Below are 23565 nucleotides of genomic sequence, written 5' to 3'. Positions count from 1 at the left end.
TGTCGCGGGCGGCGGGCTCAGGCGGTGACGATCATCCGCACCGGCGTGGGGTCGAAGCCGTTGCACGGGTTGTTGATCTGCGGGCAGTTGGAGACCAGGACGATCACGTCGCGGTCGGCACGCAGCGCCAGGCGCTTGCCGGGCGCGGAGAGACCGTCCACGATCCCGAGGGTGCCGTCGGGGTCCACGGGCACGTTCATGAAGAAGTTGACGTTGGGGACCAGGTCCCGTTTGCCGAGTCCGTGCCGGGCGCCCTCGCGGAGGAAGTTCTCCACGCAGGCGTGTTGGTGTCGGGTGTGGTGGCCGTACCGCAAGGTGTTGGACTCCTGCGAGCACGCGCCACCGAGGGTGTCGTGGTTGCCCACCTCGTCGGCCGTGATCGTCACGAGGGGCTCGCCGGCGTCGTCCCGCAGGACGCTGTCCGTGGTCAGGAAGATCGACCCCTGGGCGGCGACGGTCGCCGGGGCGCTGTAGCGGCGGGTGGGGTCGTGCGCGTCGTAGAACAGGGTGTCGACGGCCTGGTTGCCCTCGAGATCCACGATGGTCAGGGTCTGCCCCCGGTGCAGGACTCGGGACCATGCGGCCCGGGCGGCGACGATCTCGTCGGCGACCACGGCCCCGCCGGCCAGCGCGAGGTCCTCGGCGGCACCGGTCCGCGGCTCGGTGGTCGGCTGCTCGGTGGTCGGCTGCTCGGTGGTCGGCTGCTCGGTGGTGGCGGTCAGACGTGTCATGGGGTTCTCCTCAGTCGATCTGCGTGGAGGCGCGGTGGGCCGCCTCGGAGTTGGCGACGGCGCGCCGGTACTCGAGGTCGTCCTCGACGCCGGGGAATGAGCCCGCGACGAGCGCATCGAGGTCCTGTGGGGCGCTCCAGGCCAGCAGTTCCACGCTCCCGGCGTGGTACCGCGTCGACGGGTCGAGCGGATGGTCCGCGACCGCGACGGCCACGATGACGGGCAGGTGCAGGACCAGGTCGACGGCCGCCCCGGCCCCGGCGCCGCCGGTGGACACGAGCGCCCCGTCGTCCGCGACCCGGACGCCATGGAAGAACGACACGGTGTGGGGCAGGTCCCGCTCGGCCAACCCGTGCTTGAGAGCGGCCAGCAGCAACAACTCCCGCCCCGCCGGCGACTCGGATTCGGGTGTCCCGGCCCCGTACCGGGCGATGTTGCCGGCGAGCGTCGAGGCGCCGCACAGGGCGTCATGGTGCCCGGAGCCGTCCGCCACGATCGTCGCGAGCACCCGCCCCTGGTCCGAGAGCAGCGGATGGCCGGTCCCGAGGTATGCCTGCCACGGGACCTTGACCGTGTCGGCGGTGTTGAGGCGCTCCCAGGGGGCGTCGGCGCGCCACATCATGAGCGAAGCACAGGCCGTGCCGTCCCGGTCGGTGAGGCGGATCCGGGTGCCCCGGGCCAGGGTGATCGCCGTGTACCGGCCACCGGGGACGGACTCCGCCCAGGTGAGACGGTCGGCCGCCACGTCCGCCGGCGGGTGGGGCCAGTCGGTGGCCGGGACGACCGGCATGGCGTCGGTGATCGCGCCGGCCTGGGCGCGGGCGTGCTGGCGGGCGCCCGAGGTCGTGGACGTGCTGTCGGTGGTGCTGGTTTCGGTCGTGCTGGTCATCAGGTCACTCTCCGATCGTGACGGGTTTGGGATGGGTCTTACCGCGGGGGAAGCACAGGATTCCGAGCCCCACCACGGCGAGGACGGTCAGGACGCCGGCCCATCGCATCCACGGGGTCTGCCCGGAGGGGTCGAAGATCTCCGTCCGCGGCCAGGCGAGGTTGACCGTCATGAGCAGGCCGTACCCCACGGCGAGGACGTTGACGGGGATCCCCCAGCGGCCCAGCGAGAACAGGGGTTTGCCCTCGGCGTCGGTGAGGCGCGGGCCGTTCGGCCATCCCCGGAGTCGGCGCAGGAGCAGCGGCGCGGTCACGCACAGGTAGGCGAGGTAGATGAGGATGATGCACACCGAGGCGAGGGTCGCGAAGATGGCGGCGTTGCCCATGTTGACCAGCAGGATCGCGATGCAGGACACGCCGATGAGCACGGCCGGGGCGATCGGGGTGCCGGTGCGGGGGTTGACGCGGGACAGGGTCGCCGAGAAGGGCAGGCGCCCGTCGCGGGCCATCGAGAACATCAACCGGGTGGCCGCGGTCTGGATGGCGAGGGTGCAGATGAAGATGGCCACGACGACCACCACGAGGAGCACCTTGCCCCAGAAGTTCCCGAGCACCGAGTTCAGGACGTACGGCAGTCCCTCGGTGGCCAGCCGGCCGTCGGTGAGACTGGGCGCGGCCATGAGCGCGGCGAGGATCATGAGTCCGCCACCGAGGGCCGAGACCGTCAGGGCCATCCGGATGGTCCGCGGAGCGACCCTGCGGGGGTTGACGGTCTCCTCCGCCAGCTCACCGGCCGAGCCGAAGCCCACCATCACGTAGGCGGCCATGAGTCCGGAGACGACCCAGGCCCAGATGTACCCGGGCTGGTCCCCCATGCCCGCCGTGTCGAAGACGACCTGCGGTCCGCGGACGGCGTGGGTCACCAGCGCGAGGATCACCGCGACGACACCGACGATCTCGCAGGTCACGCCGATGTTGTTGACGTAGGCCATCCATCTGATGCCGAGGGAGTTGATCGTGGTGGTGATGACGAGCAGCACCGATCCCAGCAGGACGGCGTTCGCCGCACCGGAGGGTGAGGTGAGGGCCGGGTCGTCGCCGATGACCTGGAAGCCGGACCAGATGCTGGGAAGCACGACCTGGAGCGCGATGGCCGCCGCCGAGGCGGTGACGATCTGGGCGAGGATCATGAACCAGCCCCCGAACCACCCGATTATCTCGCCTCCCATCCGCCTCGACCACTGGTAGATCGCTCCCGAGAGGGGATACCGCGCCGCGAGCTCGGCGAAACACAGCGCCACCAGGAACTGGCCCGCGAACACGATCGGCCAGGTCCAGAAGAACGCCGGTCCACCGAACCCGTACCCCAGTCCGAACAGCTGGAAGATGGTGGTGAGGATCGAGACGAAAGAGAACCCGGCCGCGAACGACGCGAAGGTGCCGAGGCTGCGGTGGAGCTGCTGGTCGTAACCGAGGTCGGCGAGGTCGTCGTGGTCGCCCCGACGTGCGGCAGCCGAGGTGGACGCGTCGCTCCGACCAGTGGGGACCGGGGTGGTGAGGCCGGAGGGATCGCTCATGTCCGGGGCTCCTCTCGGGGTGGGGTCCGAGCTGCGCCGGGACCATTTCCTGTCTGCCGATAGTTTTCCCATCGCGTGTGACCCCCGGGTTGCCCGGTGTTTCGATCCGATTAACAGGCCCTCACGCCTTCGCCCACCCCTCGCCGGGCGGCCCGACCGCATGATCGAATGCCCCCATGCCGACCCCTCGTGACCCCCGAGACGAGCGCGCGAGAGCCTGGTCCGATGCGGTGCGGCGCGAGCTCACCGCGCGACTGGGTCCGTCGGTGTCCCCTGCCGTCTGGGTCACCGGATCGGTGGGTCGCGGGGAGGCCGTCCCGGGGAGTGACCTGGAAACCCTCGCCGTCGTCGTCGATCCCGGCGACCCCGGTCGACCCGACGACCGAACGGTGCGCCGCGCTGTCGCCTCCACAGATCTCTCGCACGAACCGTGGTTCGCCGAGACCTCCCCCGCCTCGGCCGCTGATCCCCGTCTGATCAGGAGCGTCGCCGGATGGACGCGGGCCGCCGACGGGTGGGCCGACGCCCCCGCCCGCGACCTGGGGGTCGTCCACCTCGGACTGCTGTCCGACGCCCGGCCGTTGACGGACGACCACGACGACCCTGGACTCCTGCCACGTATCGCCGTCCGGGCCGTGGCCGACCATCCGGTGATCCTCACGGACATCCTCGCCGACGCATTGTCCACCCGCGCGTCGGTGCCGTCCCGGCTCACCCGCGCCCTGCGGTCGGACCCGGTCGTCGACCTCAAGGCCTGCGTCCTCACCCCGGTCGTGAAGCTCGCCCGGTGGGCCGCGCTGCGGGCCGGGGTGACGGCCACCTCGACCGACGCACGCCTCGAACTCGCCGCCGACCCCCGGGTCCTGCCCGACGACCGCTGGGAGGCCCTGCGCGCGGCCACCCGCTTCGCCGCCCGGTTGCGGTGGGAGGTCCGCCTCCGTGCCCGGTCCGACGGCCCCGGGAGCGACCGGGTCCCCCTGTCCGCGCTCACCACCGCCGAGCGCGCCGGACTGCGCTCCACCGCTCGCGAGATCGCGGGCGCGCAGCGCACCCTCGACTACCTGCGGTCCACCGGCGAACTCCGGGAGTCGGGGTGACCCGCCACCCGGCCACCACCGCGATGCTGGCGATCTCGGCACTGGAGGGGTGGAGACCGGAGGAGGACGACGACGAGATCCTCGACCTCGTCGACGGCGCGGCCCCGGGGCGGCTGATCCGCCTCCACGTCCGAAACGCGTTCCCCCCGGAGGCCACCCGGCGTCCCCGGCCGCGGATCCTCGCCCGACGCACCCCTTACCTCATCCGAGGGACATCCGTGCTGGAGAACTCGCTCGGCCTCACCTCGGCCCGGGCACTCGGCCGCGCCGAGGCCCTGCTCGCCGTCGCCGCGGGGGCACGTCTCCTCCGCGATCCCGCCCGCGCCCCCCAAACGGTGTCCGGGGTCCACGCGGCGCTGTTCTGCGACGTGTACGCCTGGGCCGGTCTGCCGCGGATCGTCGGCCTCAGCAAGCAGGGGTCCGCGTTCGCGCCCACGGCCCGCGTCGCCATGATGACCGCGCCGCTCGAGAGCCCCGCGGATCTCATCGCCGACGCCCTGGCCTCGGCGCCCGGTACCGCCGCCCGGGCGACGACGGTCGCGATCGCACTGGCCAACTGGTACGCGCGGTTCAACTACGTCCACCCCTTCCGTGAGGGCAACGGGCGCGCCGCCGCGGTCGCCGCGCTCCTCGCCGCGCGCGCCCACGGGGTGGATCTCGACTTCACCCGGACCGATCGCGGGTCGTGGGTCCAGGCCGCGGTCTCCTCGATGCCGGTGCCCCCTCGCCGGAGCGTCGATCCCACGGCGCACCGGTTCGAGTTCCTCCGTGTCACGATGGATCGCAGCGTCACCCCCTAGGACCCGTATCCCGGGTCTCCATCAGAGAGGAGCACCGTGTCCTCACCCGGACGACCCCGCCTCGTGGACCGGCGGCGTCCCGGGGCCACCCCGGCCGAGGAGATCCTGGACGCGGCGGCGGAGTTGTTCACCACCCGCGGGTACACGGCGACCTCGACCCGGGCCATCGCCGACGCCGTGGGGTTGCGGCAGGCCTCGCTGTACACGCACTTCCCCACCAAGGCCGCGATCCTCGTCTCCCTCCTCGACACAACGGTGCGCCCCACCCTGGACAGGGCCCGGGAGTTGCGCGACGGGTGCCGGGATCCGGTGGAGGTCCTCCTGGAACTGGCGACGATCGACGTCGAGGGGCTTCTCGCCTCGCGCTGGAACATCGGGATGCTGTACGTGCTCCCCGAGTTGGCAGGGGAGGACTTCGACGAGTTCCGCGCCGCCCGCTCCGAGCTGCGGGGGATCTACCGGGAGCTCGTCTCAGGGTGTCGCCCCGACCTCGATCCCCGAGACCCGGTCCTGGACCTGCCCTTCCGTGTGGTCGAGGCGGTGATCCCCCACCGTCAGGACCACCCGGGGATCGCGGTGGACCCCGCGCGGTGGGCGGCGGCCGCGGTCCGCGTGATCGGCACGGGGTGAACCGACCTGTCGTAGTCGTGCGGCACGATGGCGATGTGACCGGCCCCCAGTCCCCCGCCGCCGACTCTCGAGTCGCTGACTCCCCCGTGGTGGCCGAGATCCGTCGACTCCGTGCGCTCGACGCCCTCGGTCGCATCACCGTCATCGTCGCGTCGTTCGGTGCCGCGCGGGACCTGGTCCGGGCGTTGGCCCTGTCCGGCGGGGCGGCGGGCGTCGCCGTGCGGACCGCCGACCAGGTGGTGGCCGACCTGTCCGCACCGGCCCTGGCCCCCCGCGCCGCGCTGCCGTTCCCCCTCCTGGAGGCGGCGGTGGAGAAGGCCCTGGACGCGGACCCCGGCGAACTCCGGGCGGTGGCCGGCGAGCCGGTCACCGGCCAGGCGGTGGCCCGCGCATGCCTGCGGCTGGGAACCGTGGAGGCAGGATCGGTGGCCGCGGAGAACCGGCTCCATTCCGAGGTGCTCCGGTTGTCGGAGCAAGCCCGTGCCATGACCGGCTCCGCCTACTACACGCAGTTCGAGGCCGTCTCGGGCGCGATCGAGAGGCTGGACGGTCTCGGCCGCGTGGTCCTCGCGGCCCCCTTGAGGGGGACGGAGGCCGAGCGACGTCTGCGCGCCGCCCTGCACTCTCGCGGGGTCACGCCGATTCCCGGGACGGGAGCCGACCACCTGGCCTCCGCGGCGGAGCCCGACGGCGACGGCGCCGTCACGGGAACCCATGTCCTGCACGCGTCGGACCCGGATGACGAGGTGCGGGCGGTGGTCCGGTTCGTCCGCTCACGCCTGGCGGACGGGCTCCCGGGGCACCGGATCGGCGTCTATTACCCGTCGCCGGACCCCTATCTCCGACTGCTGATCCGGGCGTTCTCGGAGGCGGAGATCGTCGTCAACGGGCCCTCCGCCACCGATCTCGGTCGCACGACCGCCGGCCGGTCCCTCGTCCGACTGCTCGCGATCGACCCGGACCTCATGCCGCGCGCCGACCTGCTCTCGATCGTGGCCGAGGGGGCCGTGGCACTCCTCGACGACCGGGGCACGGCGGTCTCGTCCCGTAGGCTGGAGATGCTCACCCGCATGCGTGTCCCGGTCATCGGAGCGGGCGACTGGACCCGCCTGGCCGACCACCTCGCGGACCGTGGTGATCAGTCCGGGGACGGGTTCACCGACTCCGACCGGGCGGCCGCCGCGGCGCTCCTACACCTGGTCGACAGGATCAGGTCGACCCTCGGCGCCCTCGAGTCCGCACGGACCTGGTCCGAGGTCGGAGAGACGCTGGACACCCTGCTCACCTCCCTCTTCCGCCAGACCCCCGACCGCGCGGCGGTGCAGGCCGCGGTGGGATCTCTCGCCGACCTCGACACCCTCTCGCCCGCGATCACCCGCGAGCGGATCGTCGGAGCCGTGTCCACCCGGCTGGACTCGATCACCGAGCGGGTCGGCGAGGAGGGGGCGGGCGTGAGCCTGGGCCCGATCGACGACGCGGTCGGCCGGGACCTCGACACGGTGTGCGTGGTGGGCATGGCCGAGGGACTGTTACCCGTCCTGCACCGACCCGATCCGCTGCTGCCCGAGGGAGCGGTCGAGCCACCCGCCTCCGAACTGCTCGACGAGCGGTACCGGGTCCTCCAACTGGCCCTGTCGGCGGGCGCGAACCGACGACTGTGTTCGTTCCCCCGCGGGTCGATGCGGGGTGGCGGACACCGCATCCCGTCCCGGTGGCTCCTGCCCACGCTCTCGCGCCTCTCCGGCGAGCAGGTCCACGCCACCCGGTGGCAGGAGGCCGTCGCGGGGTGCCCCGCCGTCACCGCGGTCCCCTCGTTCGTCGACGGCGTCCTCTCACCCGCGCCCCTCCTGGGCCCCGATCCGGCCACCCCCACCGAGCTGCGCCTCCGTGAACTGGCGGCACGCGGGTGGCGGGCGGGACCCACCGCGCCGGAGCCGCTCATCCGGGCACACGAGATGCGTCGGGACCGGAGGCTCGGTGTGTTCTCGCGGTTCACCGGAGACGTCTCGTCCGTGAACGAGCTGGTCACGGTTCTCGACACACCCGTGTCGCCGACCCGCCTGGAGGACTGGGCCCAGAGCCCCTACCTGTTCTTCCTCGCCACCGTGCTCCGGGTCCGTGTGCTCGACGACCCGGCGGCGGACATCGAGATGGACCTCCGCGACTACGGCGACCTGGTCCACGCGATCCTGCAGAGATACGTGGGCGAGAGACTCGCGCTGGGGGTCGGTCCGGATCGTGACCTGCTCATGCGCGCCCTGTCCGACGAGTGCGACAAGGCCGTCGCCGCGGCTCCCGGGCTGCTCACCCCCCTGTGGCGCCGGCGACGCATGCTCCTCGCCGCCGAGCTCGGCCGGTGGTTCGAGGAGGACAGCGCTGATTCGGACGCGGGCTGGCGTCCCACGGCCACCGAGCTCGGATTCGGACGCGGACTCCCCGGAGAGCCGTCGGCCGGGATCGCGCTCGAGGTGATCACCTCCCGCGGCCCGGAGACCCTGCTCCTGGCCGGATCGATCGACCGGCTCGACGTCCGGGATGGAGCGCAGCGCGTGACCGACTACAAGACCGGGAAGCCACCCGGGGTGGAACTGCGCCCGGGCGAGGACGACCCCACCGTGGCCGGCACCCGGTTCCAGCTCCCCCTGTACGCGGCGGCCGCCGCCTCCGCCAGGCACATGCCCGTGAGCGAGGCCCGCTACTGGTACTGCACCGAACGCGGGGGCTTCGAACAGATCTCCCTCACCATCTCGGATGCCGTCATGGACCGGGTCCGCTCGGACGTCGGCCACCTGGTCGACGCCATCCGGCGGGGATGGTTCCCCCTCAAGGGCGGGCGCGGGTCCTCCCGCGACCTGGCCGACCTGCTCGGAGGCGCGGATCTGGACCGCACGTGGGAGCGACTGTCCCGGCGGGAGCCACTCGCGTCCCATCCCGCGTTCGTCGGCATCGTCGCCGGTGACACGGCCGGGACCGGAACGGAGTCGACCCCATGAGCGCGCTCCACGACCAACCCGCCCGGGACCGGGTCGAACGGGACACCACCGCCACCCTCTTCGTCGAGGCCGGGGCGGGCACCGGCAAGACCCACGCCCTGGTCGGTCGGCTCAGCACCCTCCTGCTCACCGACGGCGTGCCCGTGGACAGGATCGCCGCGATCACCTTCACCGAGAAGGCGGCCGCCGAACTGCGTGACCGGCTGCGGGTCCACCTGGTCGACCGACGGGAGGGGGGAGACCCCCGCGCGGACGCCGCGCTCGCCGGGCTCGACACCGCGGCCATCGGGACCCTGCACTCGTTCGCACTGCGGCTGCTCTCGGAGAATCCGCTCGAGGCCGGGACACCGCCGAAGGTGACCGCCCAGCAGGACACCGCCGAGGCCACGGCCGTGGAAGCGATGTGGCAGGAATGCGCGAGCGTCCTGTTCGGCGGAGACCGGGACGGGTCGCGCTCCGGCATACTGGCCCAGGCGGTCGACGACATGCTCGACGCCGGCGTCGGCACGCATGCTTTCCGCGAGATGGTGGAGGCGCTGCACCGCGACTGGGACCGACTCCCGCGTGGTCCTCTCCACTCCGGCGGGGCTCCCGGTTCCGAGCTTCCCGCCACCCCCGATCTCGCGGAGATCGTCGCCGCGATCGGGTCGATCATCGGATGGCGAGAGTCCTGCCAGGACGAGACCGACAAGCTCTACCAGACCCTCGCCAGGCACGAGGAATGGCTGACGGACCTCCAGTCGGCGGCCACGGATCGGACGGCGTCTCCCACCTGGGTCGAACTCCTCTCCACGCCCCTCGGTCCGGGAAGCGGGGGAAAGGGGCCCAACTGGGGCGGCGCCGACACCGTCAGGGAGATCAAGGAGGAGATCAAGCGACTGCCCTCTATCTGCACCGAGGTCCTGTCCGCCCACTGGCGCCCCCGCATCGCGATCGTCCTGGACGCCCTCATCCCGGTGATCCGCGGACGCGCCGAGGACCGGCGCAGGCGCGGCACGTTGCAGTTCCACGACCAACTCGTCCTGGCGCGTGAGCTGCTGCAGGACCCCGAGGTGCGGGACCGGGTCAGGGCCCGTTACACGCGCATCCTCATCGACGAGTTCCAGGACACCGACCCCATCCAGCTCGACCTCGCCACCCTCCTCACCGCCGAGGACGGCCGACGGGGCGCGGGGTCCACTGGTGGGTCGGCACCGAGCCCGGAACCGGGCTCGGTGTCCGGGAGATTGTTCACCGTCGGTGACCCCAAACAGTCCGTCTACCGTTTCCGCCGGGCGGACATCTCCACCTACCTGCGGGCGCAGCAGATGGACGGGGTCGAGATCGAGCGCCTGAGCACCAACTTCCGGTGTTCGCGGGCGGTGCTGGACTGGGTCAACTCGGTGTTCTCGGAGGTGATGCTCGCCGCGCAGGGCGTGCAGCCCGAGTACCGGGAACTGGAACCGGGTCCCGATCGGCCCCCGTACGACCCCGCGCACGGGCCCCGTCCCTTCGTGTTCCGCACCGAGGACGTGCCCGCGCTGCCCGATCACTGTCCCGCGGACGCGAATGACGACATCACGCGGCACTGGACCGAAGCCTCCGATGTGGCACGGGTGATCGCGACCGCCGTCCGGGAGCAGTGGACACACGAGTCCAAGGACGGTGGCCACACCCCGCTCCGCCTCGGGGACATCGCAATCCTCCTGCCCTCCCGGGGTTCTCTGCCGATGATCGAGAAATGCCTCGACCACGCCGGGATCGACTTCCGGACCGAAGCGTCGTCCATCGTCTACGGCACCCCCGAGATCAGGGACCTCCTCCTCGCCGTGCGGGCCGTGGCCAACGCGGCCGACGAGGCATCGCTCGTCGGAGCGCTCCGCTCCCCGCTCTTCGGATGTGGTGACGACGACCTGCTCCGGTGGCGCGCGGCCGGAGGGGTCTGGGCCCCCGGCGCCCCGGCGCCCGACCACCTCGTGGACTCCCCGGTCGCCGTGGGGATCGACTACCTCTCCGACCTGTCCCGGCGGAGCCGACGACCGGGCGAGATCCTCGAGACACTCGTCCACGAGCGGATGGTCTTCGAATCGGTCGCCGAGTCGCCCCGCCGGCGCGACCTGTGGCGACGCATCCGATTCGTGATCGAACACGCCTGGCAGTGGGAGGACTCCGCCGCCGACCCGGCCCGCGCCGACCTGCGCGAGTACGCGGACTGGGCGCTGGCACTCACCGCCGAGGACGCCCGGGTCCCGGAGGCGGCGATCCCGGAGATCGGGGTCGACGCCGTCCGCATCACCACGATTCACGCCGCCAAGGGGCTCGAGTACCCGATGGTCGTGCTCGCCGGGATGAGCCGCAAGTGGCCGGGTGACCGGGACAGACTGCTGTGGACGGACGACGAGCCTCCCCGACCCGCGGCCTCGTTCTCCACCTCGGTGCGCGATCCCGGGTTCGCACGGGCCGCGGAGCGGGAGGCAGAACACTCGCTGGCGGAGCGGATCAGGCTGCTGTACGTGGCCGCCACGCGCGCGGAGAGTCGCCTCGCCGTCTCCGGACACGGATACGTACTGACCAAGGAGAGGAATCCGAAGCCCCGGAGACTGTGGGGTTCCCTCCTCGGTTCGGTCATGGAGATGCCCGACGCGCCGGAGCTGGTGCCCTACGGGCAGGATCTGCTCGAACCGGCGTCCGCACCCCCCGTCGACGTCCCCGGACGGGACGAGTGGGACGACCGCAGCCGCGAGGTCGTCGCCCGATCCGCCGAGCGAGCCGGGTGGTCGGCGACCCGGATCGCCCATCACCCCGCGGGCGGGCCCGACCCCTCGCTACCCCAGCAACTGGCCGCCGCCCTGCGGGACCGGTTCGCGCCCGCTCCCACACGTGAGGAGGAGCTGCCGCCCGCACCCCGGACGGTCCCACTGGCCTCCGGCACCGACGTCGGCACCGCCGTCCATCACCTGGCCGAACACACCGATCTCGCCGAGCTCCTCACAGCAGCACCCTCTGCGGACATCCGGGAGTGGGAGTCGTGGGCGGCCGATCAGCTCACCTCCCTCGGTCTCGGTGGCGGCGTCCGCGACGCCAGGTCCCCCGAGGCCGTCGAGGAGATGGTCGCCGTCGCCCGCACGGCCCTCACCTCGGACCCCGTGCGCAGGGCCGCTGGCCGTCCGCACTGGGCGGAGCTGCCGGTCGCGGGATCCCTCGCCACGACCAACGGCACGTCCGTCGCGGTGGACGGGGTGGTCGACCTGGTCGTCGACCACCCCGACGGGTCCCTGTCCGTCATCGACTACAAGACCGATGTCGCCGTCACCTGCGCCACCGTGGACGATTACCTGCTCCAGCTGTGCGCGTACGCCGAACTCCTGCGGGCGACCACCGGCCGGACCGTCAGCCGCGTCGAGCTCGTGTTCTGCCGCGGCGGCCGGGCCACCGTCATTGGACGGGATCTCAGTTGAGGTTCGTCCACGCCACGCGTCCGTTCGTCGCGGCGGCGATCGCCGCGTCGCACGATTCGCCGGTGGTCACCGCCCGGTACACCTCCACCAGCAGGTCCACGACCGAATCCCACACCCGGTAGAGCGGTTCGTCTCCGCCGTACGCCCAGACCGCTCCGGCATCCGGACCGTCCCGGTAGGCCACGGCGTACCCGTAGCCCCGCCTCTCCGCGATCGGCCACAGTCGACCCGCCCAGGTCACCCCGGGCCCCGGCTCCGAACCCAGTCCACCGGTGGCCATGGCGTGCTCGAACATCCTCGCCTGCACGTCGAAGCCCCGGGCGGGGTCCACCGGGTCCGCGAACGGTAACAGTCCCTCGACCGCGTCCAGGCCCGTCCGGCGGAGATGCCAGAGAAGCGTGCGGATCCCCACCGAATCGTCGACGCCGCAACTGTCGAGCAACATGCCCGACCGGGAGTCGGAGGCCCGGGGATCATCCAGCCACGCACCGGGCGCTCCCTCCACCTGCACGATCTCGGCCAGCGCGTCGCACAGCTCCCCGACCTGTTCGTCGAGCACCACCGCGGCGTCATCCACGCGGCCGGACCGCGATCGACGAACCACTGGCGCGGTGGATGCGGGAACCCCGGTGGTCACGGACTCCTGGGGAGTCGAACCATCCCCCCTCTCCCCGTCCATCACCCACCGGATCCGTTCGAGGGCTCCGTCGATGTCGGCGGCCCACTCCGGCCGGGCGACGGATGGATCCGGGCCCGCAGGAGCCAGTGCCGGTGCCGATCGGACGTCGTCCTGCCGCAGCGCCGGGATCGACCCGGTGACGTCGGCGAAGAGCTCCAGCCGGTCCCGGCGGCTGTCGCGCATCCGGTCGCGTTCGGATCGGGTGAACGACATCACCGGGAGCGTGAGGAGCAACGCGGCCTGCCTCCCGGAGAACCCGAACCCCGTCTTGAGGGCGCGCCGCGCCTCGACCGGGGAATCCGAGTGCCGGATGGTCTCCATCACGGCGGTGAGGTCCTCACACGCCATGAGCAGCGCCTCGGCCTCGTCGAAGGCCCTCCCGGCATCGTCTCCGGGCTCGAACCACCCTCCCAGTGCACCCGTAGCTGCCACGCCGATCCCCCGATCTTCCCCGCTGTCGAACTAGTCCCGGCCCCCACCGGTTCCAGGCGAGATCCTACGCGGGCGGACACTGTGACGGTCCTGCAGCCGCACGGCCCCGGCAGCTGCCCTAGCCGACGTTGTGACCGATCTCTCCGGCCGAAATACCGCCCTTGACCAGTCCTTTCCATTTTCCGATCAGTTTCCTAAGGTCGCCCGAGCGTTCCCGTGGAAATCGGACGTAGGGTCCTGGACATGAACGGACATCTGACGCTAGAGGACGGGGGCCGGAGCCATTCCGTCCCGGATCCTCCTGCTGAGGGCCCCGGGGCGGAGGCCCGGCCCGGCGTCGACGACCGCGGGATCCGCGACACCGCTCCGGCCGCGGTCTTCCCTGCGCCGCTGACCACGGTCTCGGCCGCGGCGACGGGAGGGTTGATCGGCCTCGGAGCCGTCTACGGCGTCGCGGCACTCCTCGCCGACACCCTGGTGGGTGTGGCGCTGCTGGTGCTGGTGTTCGCGCTGACGATGGCGGGCCCCAGGGTTCATTCGATGGCACGGACCGAGGTGGGCCGCACGGTGGCGGTGGTTCTCGAGGCGATCGCCTTCGGGGGGTGCTCGGCGCGGTCATCGTGGTGTTCTGAGCCGGGCCCCCAACTCGTCCACCAGGCCCTCCTCCACACCGGCGCCCTCCACGAGGTAGCGACGGACATCGCCGAACTCACGGGTCAACGCTGTCAGCGACCGCCTGATGTTGACCTCCTCGACCCCGATGAGCACGTCGATCGCCTCCAGGCGTTCGGGCATCTCCGCGCGGACGTAGGAGCGGATGGCGTCGACGAAGTCGACGGACAGCTCGCGCGTCAGCATGTAGTCGGCGATCACGTCCTCCTCGCGGACGCCGGCGAGCAGCTGCAGGACGGCAGAGGTCCAGCCGGTCCGGTCCTTGCCGGCGGTGCAGTGCACGATCGCCGGGCCCGTCGACCGCGCCACGGCGCGGACCGCGCGTCCGAAACCCGTCCGCTCGGCGTCCCCGACGACGAACCGCTCGTACATGATCGCCGTCTCCCGCCGGGCGTCCTCGACGCTGTACGTGCCGGCCCCGGTGAAGGCGGCGGCGGAGGTGTTCCCGGCGAGGACGTCGATCGCGAGGTAGTGGGCCCCGTCCGGGATCACGTCGGGCTGTCGGACGATCTCCTCGTCGGTCCTCAGGTCGACGACGGTGCTCACCCCGAGCCGGTTGAGCACGCCGAGATCGTCCTCACCCACGGACAAGGTGGTGGACCGGTAGACCAGACCGCGGGCCATGGTCCCGGACGGCTCGAGTGCGTATCCATGGCCGGCGACGTCCCTGAAATTGTGGACGCTGGTGAGTCGGACGTCGCCCGGCGCCGGACCGGACGCGCCGGCCGCTGCGCTGACATCACGGACGACCTCGGCGTCGACCCCGGTGTTCATGCGCGCATCTGCGCCCATTCCGCGTCCCTTCGGCTCCCGCGCGCCCGGATGGCGCGCCGCCCCCTCTCGTTACTACCGGATCGCCGGGACCGGTGCGAGGCGGCGGCGCCGCGTCGGTGGGAGGGGCCGACGACGAGTTCCGCGCGCTGACCGGGGGGAGCGGGGTCGTCAGCTCAGGATGCGCAGCTGGAACGGGTAGTTGATGGTCCGGCCCCGGGTCGCGCGCACGACTCCGATCAGGTGACCGACGATCTGGAGGACGAAGGAGACCGCCAGCAGGACCAGTCCGATGGGGATGCCGATCACGGTGATGATGAAGACCCAGCCGACGATGCTCATGATCCACAGACCGACGTTGAAGTTGAAGGACCCGGCCGCGGCCTGCCGGACGAACGGGCTGCGGTCCTTGTAGATAAGCCACATGACCAGCGGGCCCACGAAGGAGAGCCACCCCGCCGAGAGCGCCATGGCGATGAGGCTGGACGCGTGCGCCAGGGCCGCGGGGGTGCGGTCGTCGGGTCCGGCCACGGGCTGGCCGTACTGGGGTTCGCCGTACTGGGGGGATCCGGGCTGCTGCGTCATGCCCCCAGTGTGCGCCTCTCGGGGGCGTCGGGGCATCAGGGATGTCCCCCGTGTCGCCACTGATCCCCGCCCGTCCCCCTCCCCCGATCCTCTGCCGCCACGGGCCCCCGCCGCCCCGGACCCCCACGACCCCGGGTTTCACCCAGGTGTCACATCCCCCGCCTACCCTGGCGGCCATGACAGACACCGCACAGGATCGCCTCGCACCCGATTCCGGGACCGATCCTCTCGCCCGGGCGGTGGCCCCCCTGCGGGAGGACGTCCGGTTCCTGGGTTCCCTGCTCGGCGACACGATCCGGGAACACGCAGGGGACCGGGTGTTCGATCTCGTCGAGACGGCCCGCCGGACGGCGTTCGCGGTCCGGCGCTCGGAGGCCGACAGGGACGAGGTGTCCGCCCTGTTCAAGGACATCAGCGCCGCCGACGCCATTCCGGTGATCCGCGCGTTCTCCCTGTTCGCCCTGCTCGCCAACGTGGCGGAGGACCTGCATCAGGAGCGCCGCAGGCGGATCCACCGGGCCGCGGGAGAGTCGCCGCCCGACGGGGACCTGGAGGTCACGTGGACCCGGGTCGCGGACCTGCTGGCGGCGGACGACGACGAGCGACTGGCCGCCGTGCGGGCGACCGCCCGCGTGTCCCCGGTGCTCACCGCGCACCCCACGGAGACCCGTCGCCGGATGGTGTTCGAGGCCACCCGCCGGGTGCATCTCCTCATGGGTCGCCGGGACGATCTGCGCTCGAGGGACCAGGACCCGGTGACGGAGGCGGAGATCGCGGAGATCGAGCTCGAGCTGCGCCGCCTCGTGCTCGCGCTGTGGCAGACCGCTCTCATCCGTAACGAGCGTCCCCACATCGAGGACGAGGTGATGGCCGGTCTGCAGTACTACGAGGCCACCCTGCTGGAGGTGATCCCGCCGCTCAACGCCCAGATCGACGACCGCCTCGGGTGCGGGGGTCGTGCGGTGGTGCGGCCCGGTTCGTGGATCGGCGGCGACCGCGACGGCAACCCGTACGTCACGGGTGACGTGGTGCGGTTCGCCACCGACCGGGCGGCCGAGCTGCTGCACGGTCACTACGCCGAGCAGCTGCGACTCCTCGAACGCGAGTTGTCGATGTCGGCCCGGATCGTCGAGGTCGACCCGGGGATAGCCGCGTTGGCCGATTCCCTCGAGGACACCCAGGTCGAGGGGAGCCCGGCCCGGGAGGACGTACCGTTCCGCCAGGCGGTCCGCGTGGTCCGTCGTCGGCTCGCCGCGCGTGCCCGCGCGACCGGGTCGTCGCTGCCCCGCTCGGTACTCCTGTCCGCCGGGCGTCTCATCGGCCTGGACGACGATCCCCCGTACGAGGACCCGGAGGAAATGGCGGCGGACCTCGAGACCATCGACGCCGGACTCTCCGCGGTGGGGTCAGACCTGCTGCGGGCCCCGCGACTGCGGGACCTGCGGTGGGCGCTGAACTCGTTCGGGTTCCACCTGCAGTCCCTGGACATGCGCCAGAACTCGGAGTCGCACGAGGACCTGCTCACCGAGCTGTTCGCGCTCGCCGGGGTGTCCGAGGACTATTCGGCTCTCGACGAGGACGCCCGTGTCGAGCTCCTGCTCGCCGAGCTCTCCCACGATCGCCCGCTGCTGGGCGTCCGTGCGGAGCTCTCGGAGTTCGCGGACAAGGAGATGGGCGTCCTGCGTGCGGCCGCGGAAGCGGTCGCCGGGCTCGGACCGGACGTGGTGCCCCATTACATCGTGTCGATGTGCGGTTCGGTCTCCGACCTGCTCGAACCCGCCATCCTCCTCAAGGAGGTCGGACTGTTCTCCGGTAGCCCGGACGAACCCCGGTCGACCGTGCGCCTCATCCCGTTGCTGGAGACCATCGACGACCTCGCCGGCGGGGCACGGATGCTCGACGCGGTGCTGGCGCTGCCCCAGTTCCGCGCGCTGGTGCGGTCCCAGGAGGACGTGCTCGAGGTCATGCTGGGCTACTCGGACTCCAACAAGGACGGGGGGTACCTCGCCGCCAACTGGTCGCTGTACGAGGCCGAGCTCGCTCTGGTCGACGCGGCCGCCCGTGCGGACGTTCACCTGCGCTTCTTCCACGGCCGCGGCGGCGCGGTGGGGCGCGGCGGCGGGAACTCCTACGACGCGATCCTCGCGCAGCCCCCGGGCGCGGTGCAGGGCGCGCTTCGGATCACCGAACAGGGGGAGATCATCTCCGCCAAGTACTCGGAGCCCGTCCGGGCCCGCCGCAACCTCGAGGCACTGGTGGCGGCCACCCTCGAGGTCTCGCTGCTCGACGTGGAGGGTCTGGGGGACGACGCGGAGCAGGCCTACGCGGTGATGGCCGCCCTCGCCCGCCTCGGTCGCGAGGCGTACGCCGAGCTGGTCCACGAGGACCCGGGGTTCATCGAGTACTTCACCACCTCCACCCCGCTCAGCGAGATCGGCGAGCTCAACATCGGCTCCCGCCCCACGTCCCGGAAGCAGACCTCCTCGGTCGACGACCTCCGGGCGATCCCGTGGGTGTTGTCGTGGTCGCAGTCCCGTGTGATGTTGCCCGGCTGGTTCGGCGTGGGCAGCGCCCTGAAGCGCTGGATCGACGACGGCGGGCCCACGGACTCGGAGGGCCACGACGCGGGGGGCGCCAACGCCGAGGAGCGGTTGGCCACACTGCGCCGCCTCTACCGGGACTGGCCGTTCCTCCGCACCACGCTGTCCAACATGGCCCAGGTCATGGCCAAGGCCGACATGAGTCTGGCGGGCCGGTACGCCGAGCTGGTCCCGGACGCCGAGGTGGGCAGGAGGATCCACGGGGTGATCTCCGACGAGTTCGAGCTCACCCGCGAGATGCTGCTGGCCGTGACCGGTCAGGAGACCCTGCTGGACGACAACCCGGCCCTCGCCCGCTCCGTCCGGAACCGGTTCCCGTATCTCGAACCGCTCAACAGGCTGCAGGTGGAGCTGCTGCGGCGCTACCGCGCGGGCGATCACGACCCCGACGTGCGCACGGGCATCCAATTGACGATGAACGGCCTGGCCACAGCGCTGCGAAACTCGGGCTGACCCGTCCACCGCGCCCGGCCGGCCGGAGCCAGGCCGGAGCCCGGCCGGGGGCGGCCGGGTCGCTACCGCAGTTGCCGCTGCGCGAGCGGGATGAGCAGCACGCACACCACCGCGAGGGCCGCGATCCAGGGCTCCGGGCCACCGAGACGGGAGAGCACCGCGAGCACGTACGGGGTCGCCATACCCAGGTAGGCCAGGACGTAGAACACGGCCACGAGCCCGGCGTGGTCGCGGGGGCCCGACTGGAACTCCACCTCGACCAGGCCGGCCACCAGCAGGGTCGCGTACCCCGCGCCCAGCAGGACCGCCACGGGCAGGAGCCACAGGGCCCGGCCGGGCAGGTCCGGCGAGGCGGCCAGGACCGCGCCGGCGGACATGCCCAGCGCGGCGGCGGTCAGGCCGATGACCGGGGGGCGGGACGGCGGGGAGGACGCGGCGAGCCGGCGAACGGTGGGTTGGACCAGCACCCCGGCTCCGAGGGTGACGCCCACCATCACCCCGGCGTACGCGGTGGGCAGACCGCCTGCATCGCCGCCCAGCAGGTCCGCGAGCACCGCGAACGACATGCTGGCGCACCCGAACACCAGCGGCGCCCAGGGCGCGACCCCCAGCAGGAACCTCCGGGTGCCCGCGCTCGAGGGGATGAGCCCGGCGGGGTCGGCGCCCCCGTGCGGGCGGTAGGGGTCGGCGGCGTTCCAGGCGGCCACCAGGGCGATCGTCCCGAGCACCAGGTGCGGTAGGTAGGCCGAGATCATGGGACCGGGAGCGAACTGGCCCACCAGGCCGCCGACGAGTCCGCCGAGCCCGAATCCGCCCGTCAGGGCGATCGCGGCCCGCCGCGCGCCGGTCCCGGGTGCGGCCCCCGCGGAGAGTTCGCGCACCCACGCGCTGCCCGCGCCGAACGCGGCACCGGATGCGAGCCCGGCCAGGAAGCGGCCGAGGTAGAGCCACAGCGGGTCCTGCGGCCCGAGCAGCATCAGCACGGTGGCGACCAGAGACAGGACGAGGACCGGCCGCATGAGCACGCGTCGACCGTGGGCGTCGGACCACCGGCCCGCCACGAGGAGCGTGGGCAGGAGCCCGACGATGTACACGCTGAACATCGCGGTGACCTCGGTCTGTCCGAGGCCCTGTTCCTCGCGGTAGAGCAGCAACAGCGGTGCGAACTGGTTGGCGCCCCATCCCACGGCGAACACCGCGAGGGCGGCGCGCCACCACGCGCGATCGGAAGGCGCACTTGTCATGTGGCAGAACCTATCGCCCGATCGTCAGGTCAGCGCCTCGATCACGAACGCCACCCCCACCGCCATGAACAGCGTGCTGACGACCACGTCCACCGTCGGCAGGACCCGCCCGACTCGCTCGTTGACGAGTCGGTGCGACGCCGCCACGGCGAGGGTGCAGAACCACATCAGCGCTACGGCGATCATGCCGGCGACGAGTGCAACGGCCTGACCGGGCGGGACCTCGCCGCTCAGGAACGGGGTCAGGACGGCGCCGAAGAACACCAGCGCCTTGGGATTTGCCAGGTTGGTGGCCAGCCCGCGAGCGAAATCGGTCCCCCGCGGACGAGTCCCGGGTGTGGCCGGTGCGGCCGGCGTGGGGGCAGCCGGGGTGGGAGCGGTGGGGGCGGGGTCCGGCGATTCCGCGCCGGTGGGATCGGGTCCGGCGAGCCCCGCCCGTGACCGCGAGCGCCACCAGCCCCGCAGTCCGAGCGCCCCCAGACTCGCCAGCAGCAGCCCTCCCGCGACCTGCAAACCCGTCATGATCTGCGGGTACACGCGCACCAGCGCGGCCAGTCCGGCGAACGCGGCCGCGAGCCAGATCGCGATGCCGGTGACGACCCCGGCCGCCGTGGCGACACCGTGGCGTCGCCCGACGAGCGACCGGTGGAGGACGACGACGAGGTCGGGCCCCGGCGAGATCACCGCGATCACCCAGACGCCGTAGAGCGCGGCGGCCTGTCCCGCGGTCACGCGGCCGACTCCATCGCCAGGAGCCGCTTCTTGACCTCGAGCCCGCCCCGGTATCCGCCGAGGCCGCCGTCCGAGCGCAGGATCCGGTGGCACGGCCACACCAGGGGAAGCGGGTTGGTGGCGCACGCCGTGCCCACGGCGCGGACCGCCCCGGGCTTGTCGAGGGCGGTGGCGATCTCCCGGTAGGTGGCCGTGCGCCCGTAGCCGATCTCGGGCAGTCGGCGCTGGACCAGGCCGCGGAACCCGGTGGCCAGGACGGTATCCAGCGGCAGGGAGAACTCCCGGCGACGCCCGGTGAGGTAGGCCTCGATCTGGGCCGTGGCGTCGTCGAGAACGCGTGCGACGTCCGCGTCGCCGGTGGCCCCGTTCGGCGCCGCGGGGCCGTCCGCGTGCACGACGCGGGGCCCGATCCTCCTGGCGAGCATCTCCAGGACCTCGTCCCGGGGTTCGCCCTCGAACGCCACGTACGCCAGGCCCTGCGGTGTCGCCGCCAGGAGCAGCCCGCCGATCGGTGAGCCGACTGGCCGGACCAGCACGTCCACCAGACCCTCTCGCTGCGCCTCGCGTGCCAGCCGCTCGCGCAGCCGGTCCGTGTCCGCGGAAGCGCCGCGGAGTGTGTCGATCACGTCGTCCCCGGTCATGTCAGCTCCCTGGTCGGTGTCGTCTCGATGGTCGGTGTCGTCTCCATGGTCTGCCTCAGGGCCGCCACTCCGTCGGCCGCCGCGCGCCTCGCGGCCGAGTCGCTGCCCCCGATGAGCGCGGCGATCTCGGCGTACGGCAACCCGCCCAGATACCGGTAGGCCACACAGAGCCGCTGCCGGGTGGGCAGAGTGGCGACCGCATCCCAGATCGCGCGCCCCCCGAACTCGTCGTCATCGCCCCCACCGCCGCCCCTCCACGCGGCTCCGTCGCGCCCGCGGCCTCTCCCCGCCCACTCCCCGAGCACGGCGACATCGTCCGCGCCTCCCGCCGGCGCGTCCGACCGCGACGATCGGCGCACCACGTCCACCGCGCGGCGGTGGGCGACCCGGACCAGCCACGCCTCCACGTTGGTCTCCTCCGGCAGGTCCGGCCAGGCCCGCAGCGCGGACAGGAACGTCTCGGACCAGGCGTCGTCGGCGTCGGGGCCGGACCCCAGGACCGCGCGGCACACGCGCAGGACGGTCGGCCCGTGCCGGACCACCGCACCGTCGAAGGCTGCCCTCATGACTCCGATCTTCCCCTCGTCCTCGCCGCCTCGTTCACACGACCCGGCCAGCCACCTCGCCGACCGGCTCCAGCGAGTAGTCGCCCGCCGCCGCGGAAACGTGAGGTCCGTCCGGTGGGAGTCGAGACCGAGGGCCTCCACACGACGACGACGCCCGCGGCCGGTGCTATCGTCGGACCACCGTCGCCGCTGGTGAGTGGCGGTCCACGGAGGTGAATCGCGGTCATGGACCTTCCCCGCATCTTCAGCATCCGCGAGAGCAGCCATCGAATCCACAATCCACTGACCGAGGACAAGCTCGCCGCCCTCGGGGAAGCCCTCCGACTCGCCCCGGGAACACGCGCGCTCGACCTGGCCAGCGGCTCGGGCGAGATGTTGAGCACCTGGGCGCGTGATCACGGGATCACGGGCACCGGGGTGGACATCAGCACCGCCTTCACCGAGGCAGCCCGAGCCCGCGCCGCCGAACTCGGCGTCGCCGACCGTGTCGAGTTCATCCACGGTGACGCCGCCGGCCATGTGGCGGACGAGCCGGTTGATCTGGCCGCATGTGTCGGCGCCACCTGGATCGGCGGCGGTGTCGCCGGGACGACCGAATTGCTCGATCGCAGTCTCCGGCCCGGGGGCGTGATGCTGATCGGCGAACCGTACTGGCGGCGGACCCCGCCGGACGACGAGACGGCCGTCGCCTCCCAGGCCACCGCCATCGCCGACTTCCGGGAGTTGCCGGACCTGATGGGGTCGTTTCACGATCTCGGGTACGACATCGTCGAGATGATGCTTGCCGACCAGGACAGCTGGGACCGCTACACAGCGGCCCAATGGCTCAACCTGCGCCTCTGGCTCGACCGGAACCCCGACGACGACCTGGCCCCAGAGGTGCGTGAGGAACTCGCCACCGCGCCCGCCCGCTACGCGCGTTTCACGCGTGAGTACCTCGGATGGGGCGTGTTCGCCCTCATGAAGCGCTGACACTCGTCCCCACGCGGTGATCGCGAGCCGCGTCTCCTCGGATCGACACTGATACGGCTTTCCCTTTCCCGTTCAATGCTCGGTACTGTCGGCTATCGGATATCTCCGAGCGGCACGCCGCATCGGACTTGCGTGTGGAGGACAGGGAATGGCATCGATCTTCATCTCGGGCGGAGCGGCTGGGATCGGCCTGGCAACGGCGGAGCGATTCGGCCGCGAGGGCTGGACTGTCGGGGTGTACGACGTCGACAGGGACGCCCTGGCCGAGGTGCAGTCGAAGCACCCCGACTGGATCACCGGGGAGCTCGATGTCCGCGACATGCAGCAGTGGGAGAGGGCGCTGGAGGAGTTCACCTCGCACACCGGCGGCACGCTCGACGTCCTGGACAACAACGCGGGCGTTCTCGTCGCCGGCGACCTGACGGAGATCTCGGCTGAGGCGGTCAAGGCCCAGATCGACATCGATGTGCTGGGCGTGACGCTCGGGGCCAAAGCAGCGTTCCCCTACCTCAAGGCCACGCCTGGGTCGCACCTGGTCAACATCGCGTCCGCGTCGGCGATCTACGGTCAGCCCGGGATCGCCACGTACAGCGCCGCCAAGTTCTACGTCGCCGGCCTGACCGAGGCGTTGGAGCTCGAGTGGGCACCGCACGGCGTCCGGGTGGTGGGGATCTGGCCGCTGTGGGCCAAGACCGCTCTCGCGGACCCCAAGGCCAAGACCACCCGGACCCTCGGCATCAAGATCACCCCCGAGCAGGTCGCGGAGAAGGTGTGGCAGTCCGTCCATCCCACCACCCTCGACCGCCGACTTCATCGCACCTCCTACAGCGTCGGCGAGCAGACGACGGTGCTCGCCAACATCTCCAAGTTCTCGCCCAACTTCGCGACCCGCCTGGTCAACAAGTTCCTGGCCCAGTAGGCCGCACACGTAGGGGTCACGGTCGCCTTCTCGTCGTCGCGCGGTTCATCACGCATCACGAGTGTCGAGCGTGACGTGGGCTGCGAGGGCCGACGTACCGCATCCGGCCCGCCAGGGAGAGTGACCTGGTCATCCTGCAGGACATC

At 71.9% G+C, this 23565-nt stretch carries 18 protein-coding genes; 8 read left to right on the top strand and 10 right to left on the bottom strand.

From position 1 onward, the window contains the following. Positions 1-17: 17 nt before the first annotated feature. Genes CT688_RS00495 through CT688_RS00485 form a run of 3 tightly spaced genes read right to left on the bottom strand, consistent with a single transcriptional unit; the run spans position 18 to position 3196 of the window. Positions 18-731 carry an urea amidolyase associated protein UAAP2 gene (locus tag CT688_RS00495; RefSeq protein WP_228548982.1) on the bottom strand — a complete coding sequence of 238 codons (714 nt, stop codon included), beginning with the start codon at positions 729-731 and terminating at the stop codon, positions 18-20. A 10-nt stretch (positions 732-741) separates the two neighbouring features. After that, positions 742-1620 (bottom strand): urea amidolyase associated protein UAAP1, encoded by an 879-nt coding sequence (locus CT688_RS00490; RefSeq protein ID WP_107755307.1) that lies wholly within the window; start codon positions 1618-1620, stop codon positions 742-744. A 4-nt stretch (positions 1621-1624) separates the two neighbouring features. Beyond that, positions 1625-3196, bottom strand: a complete 1572-nt coding sequence (locus tag CT688_RS00485; protein WP_107755306.1) for an amino acid permease — start codon at positions 3194-3196, stop codon at positions 1625-1627. Positions 3197-3372: 176 nt separating this feature from the next. Here CT688_RS00485 and CT688_RS00480 point away from each other — a divergent pair, with 176 nt between their 5' ends. The 5 genes from CT688_RS00480 to CT688_RS00460 are packed head-to-tail and all read left to right on the top strand — an operon-like array spanning position 3373 to position 12153. After that, complete coding sequence (locus tag CT688_RS00480) at positions 3373-4293, top strand: putative nucleotidyltransferase substrate binding domain-containing protein (protein WP_107755305.1); 921 nt, start codon at positions 3373-3375, stop codon at positions 4291-4293. Continuing rightward, positions 4290-5093 (top strand): Fic family protein, encoded by an 804-nt coding sequence (locus CT688_RS00475; protein ID WP_107755304.1) that lies wholly within the window; start codon positions 4290-4292, stop codon positions 5091-5093. The genes CT688_RS00480 and CT688_RS00475 overlap by 4 nt, the downstream gene beginning before the upstream one ends. Positions 5094-5129: 36 nt before the next feature. Beyond that, positions 5130-5723 carry a TetR/AcrR family transcriptional regulator gene (locus CT688_RS00470; protein ID WP_231750430.1) on the top strand — a complete coding sequence of 198 codons (594 nt, stop codon included), beginning with the start codon at positions 5130-5132 and terminating at the stop codon, positions 5721-5723. A gap of 35 nt (positions 5724-5758) precedes the next feature. Beyond that, positions 5759-8716 (top strand): PD-(D/E)XK nuclease family protein, encoded by a 2958-nt coding sequence (locus CT688_RS17980; protein WP_107757900.1) that lies wholly within the window; start codon positions 5759-5761, stop codon positions 8714-8716. After that, the gene (locus CT688_RS00460) at positions 8713-12153 is read left to right on the top strand and encodes a UvrD-helicase domain-containing protein (RefSeq protein WP_107755302.1); all 3441 of its coding nucleotides are present in this window, start codon (positions 8713-8715) and stop codon (positions 12151-12153) included. Before CT688_RS17980 ends, CT688_RS00460 begins: the two co-directional genes overlap by 4 nt. Here the strand turns inward: CT688_RS00460 and CT688_RS00455 are convergent. The 3 genes from CT688_RS00455 to CT688_RS00440 all read right to left on the bottom strand — a co-directional run bounded on the left by CT688_RS00455 (position 12146) and on the right by CT688_RS00440 (position 15292). Further along, the gene (locus CT688_RS00455) at positions 12146-13264 is read right to left on the bottom strand and encodes a DNA gyrase subunit A (RefSeq protein ID WP_107755301.1); all 1119 of its coding nucleotides are present in this window, start codon (positions 13262-13264) and stop codon (positions 12146-12148) included. The genes CT688_RS00460 and CT688_RS00455 overlap by 8 nt on opposite strands. A gap of 615 nt (positions 13265-13879) precedes the next feature. Continuing rightward, positions 13880-14728, bottom strand: coding sequence for a tyrosine-protein phosphatase (locus CT688_RS00445; RefSeq protein WP_228548948.1), 849 nt, complete (start codon positions 14726-14728; stop codon positions 13880-13882). A 150-nt stretch (positions 14729-14878) separates the two neighbouring features. Further along, on the bottom strand, positions 14879-15292 hold the full coding sequence (locus CT688_RS00440; protein ID WP_107755299.1) for a DUF4870 domain-containing protein: 414 nt from the start codon (positions 15290-15292) through the stop codon (positions 14879-14881). Between the two features lie 176 nt (positions 15293-15468). On the opposite strand from CT688_RS00440, the gene ppc reads away from it, so the two are divergent. After that, positions 15469-18345 (top strand): phosphoenolpyruvate carboxylase, encoded by a 2877-nt coding sequence (ppc, locus tag CT688_RS00435; protein ID WP_231750429.1) that lies wholly within the window; start codon positions 15469-15471, stop codon positions 18343-18345. 62 nt (positions 18346-18407) lie between these two features. Here ppc and CT688_RS00430 read toward each other — a convergent pair whose 3' ends face one another. From CT688_RS00430 to CT688_RS00415, 4 genes are read right to left on the bottom strand one after another with little or no spacing between them, the layout of a single operon-like run. Beyond that, the gene (locus tag CT688_RS00430) at positions 18408-19589 is read right to left on the bottom strand and encodes an MFS transporter (protein ID WP_107755298.1); all 1182 of its coding nucleotides are present in this window, start codon (positions 19587-19589) and stop codon (positions 18408-18410) included. A gap of 24 nt (positions 19590-19613) precedes the next feature. Then, positions 19614-20321 carry a LysE family translocator gene (locus CT688_RS00425; protein ID WP_107755297.1) on the bottom strand — a complete coding sequence of 236 codons (708 nt, stop codon included), beginning with the start codon at positions 20319-20321 and terminating at the stop codon, positions 19614-19616. Further along, on the bottom strand, positions 20318-20962 hold the full coding sequence (locus tag CT688_RS00420; protein ID WP_107755296.1) for a methylated-DNA--[protein]-cysteine S-methyltransferase: 645 nt from the start codon (positions 20960-20962) through the stop codon (positions 20318-20320). Before CT688_RS00420 ends, CT688_RS00425 begins: the two co-directional genes overlap by 4 nt. Continuing rightward, positions 20959-21528, bottom strand: a complete 570-nt coding sequence (locus tag CT688_RS00415; protein ID WP_107757898.1) for an RNA polymerase sigma factor — start codon at positions 21526-21528, stop codon at positions 20959-20961. The genes CT688_RS00420 and CT688_RS00415 overlap by 4 nt, the downstream gene beginning before the upstream one ends. A 225-nt stretch (positions 21529-21753) precedes the next feature. Between CT688_RS00415 and CT688_RS00410 the strand changes: the two genes are divergently transcribed. Next, positions 21754-22500: a cyclopropane-fatty-acyl-phospholipid synthase family protein gene (locus tag CT688_RS00410; protein ID WP_107755295.1), complete on the top strand. Its 747-nt coding sequence runs from the start codon at positions 21754-21756 to the stop codon at positions 22498-22500. Positions 22501-22648: 148 nt separating this feature from the next. Continuing rightward, positions 22649-23419 carry an SDR family oxidoreductase gene (locus CT688_RS00405; protein WP_107755294.1) on the top strand — a complete coding sequence of 257 codons (771 nt, stop codon included), beginning with the start codon at positions 22649-22651 and terminating at the stop codon, positions 23417-23419. Positions 23420-23565: the final 146 nt, after the last annotated feature.

This window comes from Dietzia sp. JS16-p6b, assembly GCF_003052165.1.
GTDB lineage: Bacteria > Actinomycetota > Actinomycetes > Mycobacteriales > Mycobacteriaceae > Dietzia.
The sequence above is the reverse complement of the archived record's forward strand: the minus strand, read 5'-3'. Positions and strand labels throughout refer to the sequence as shown.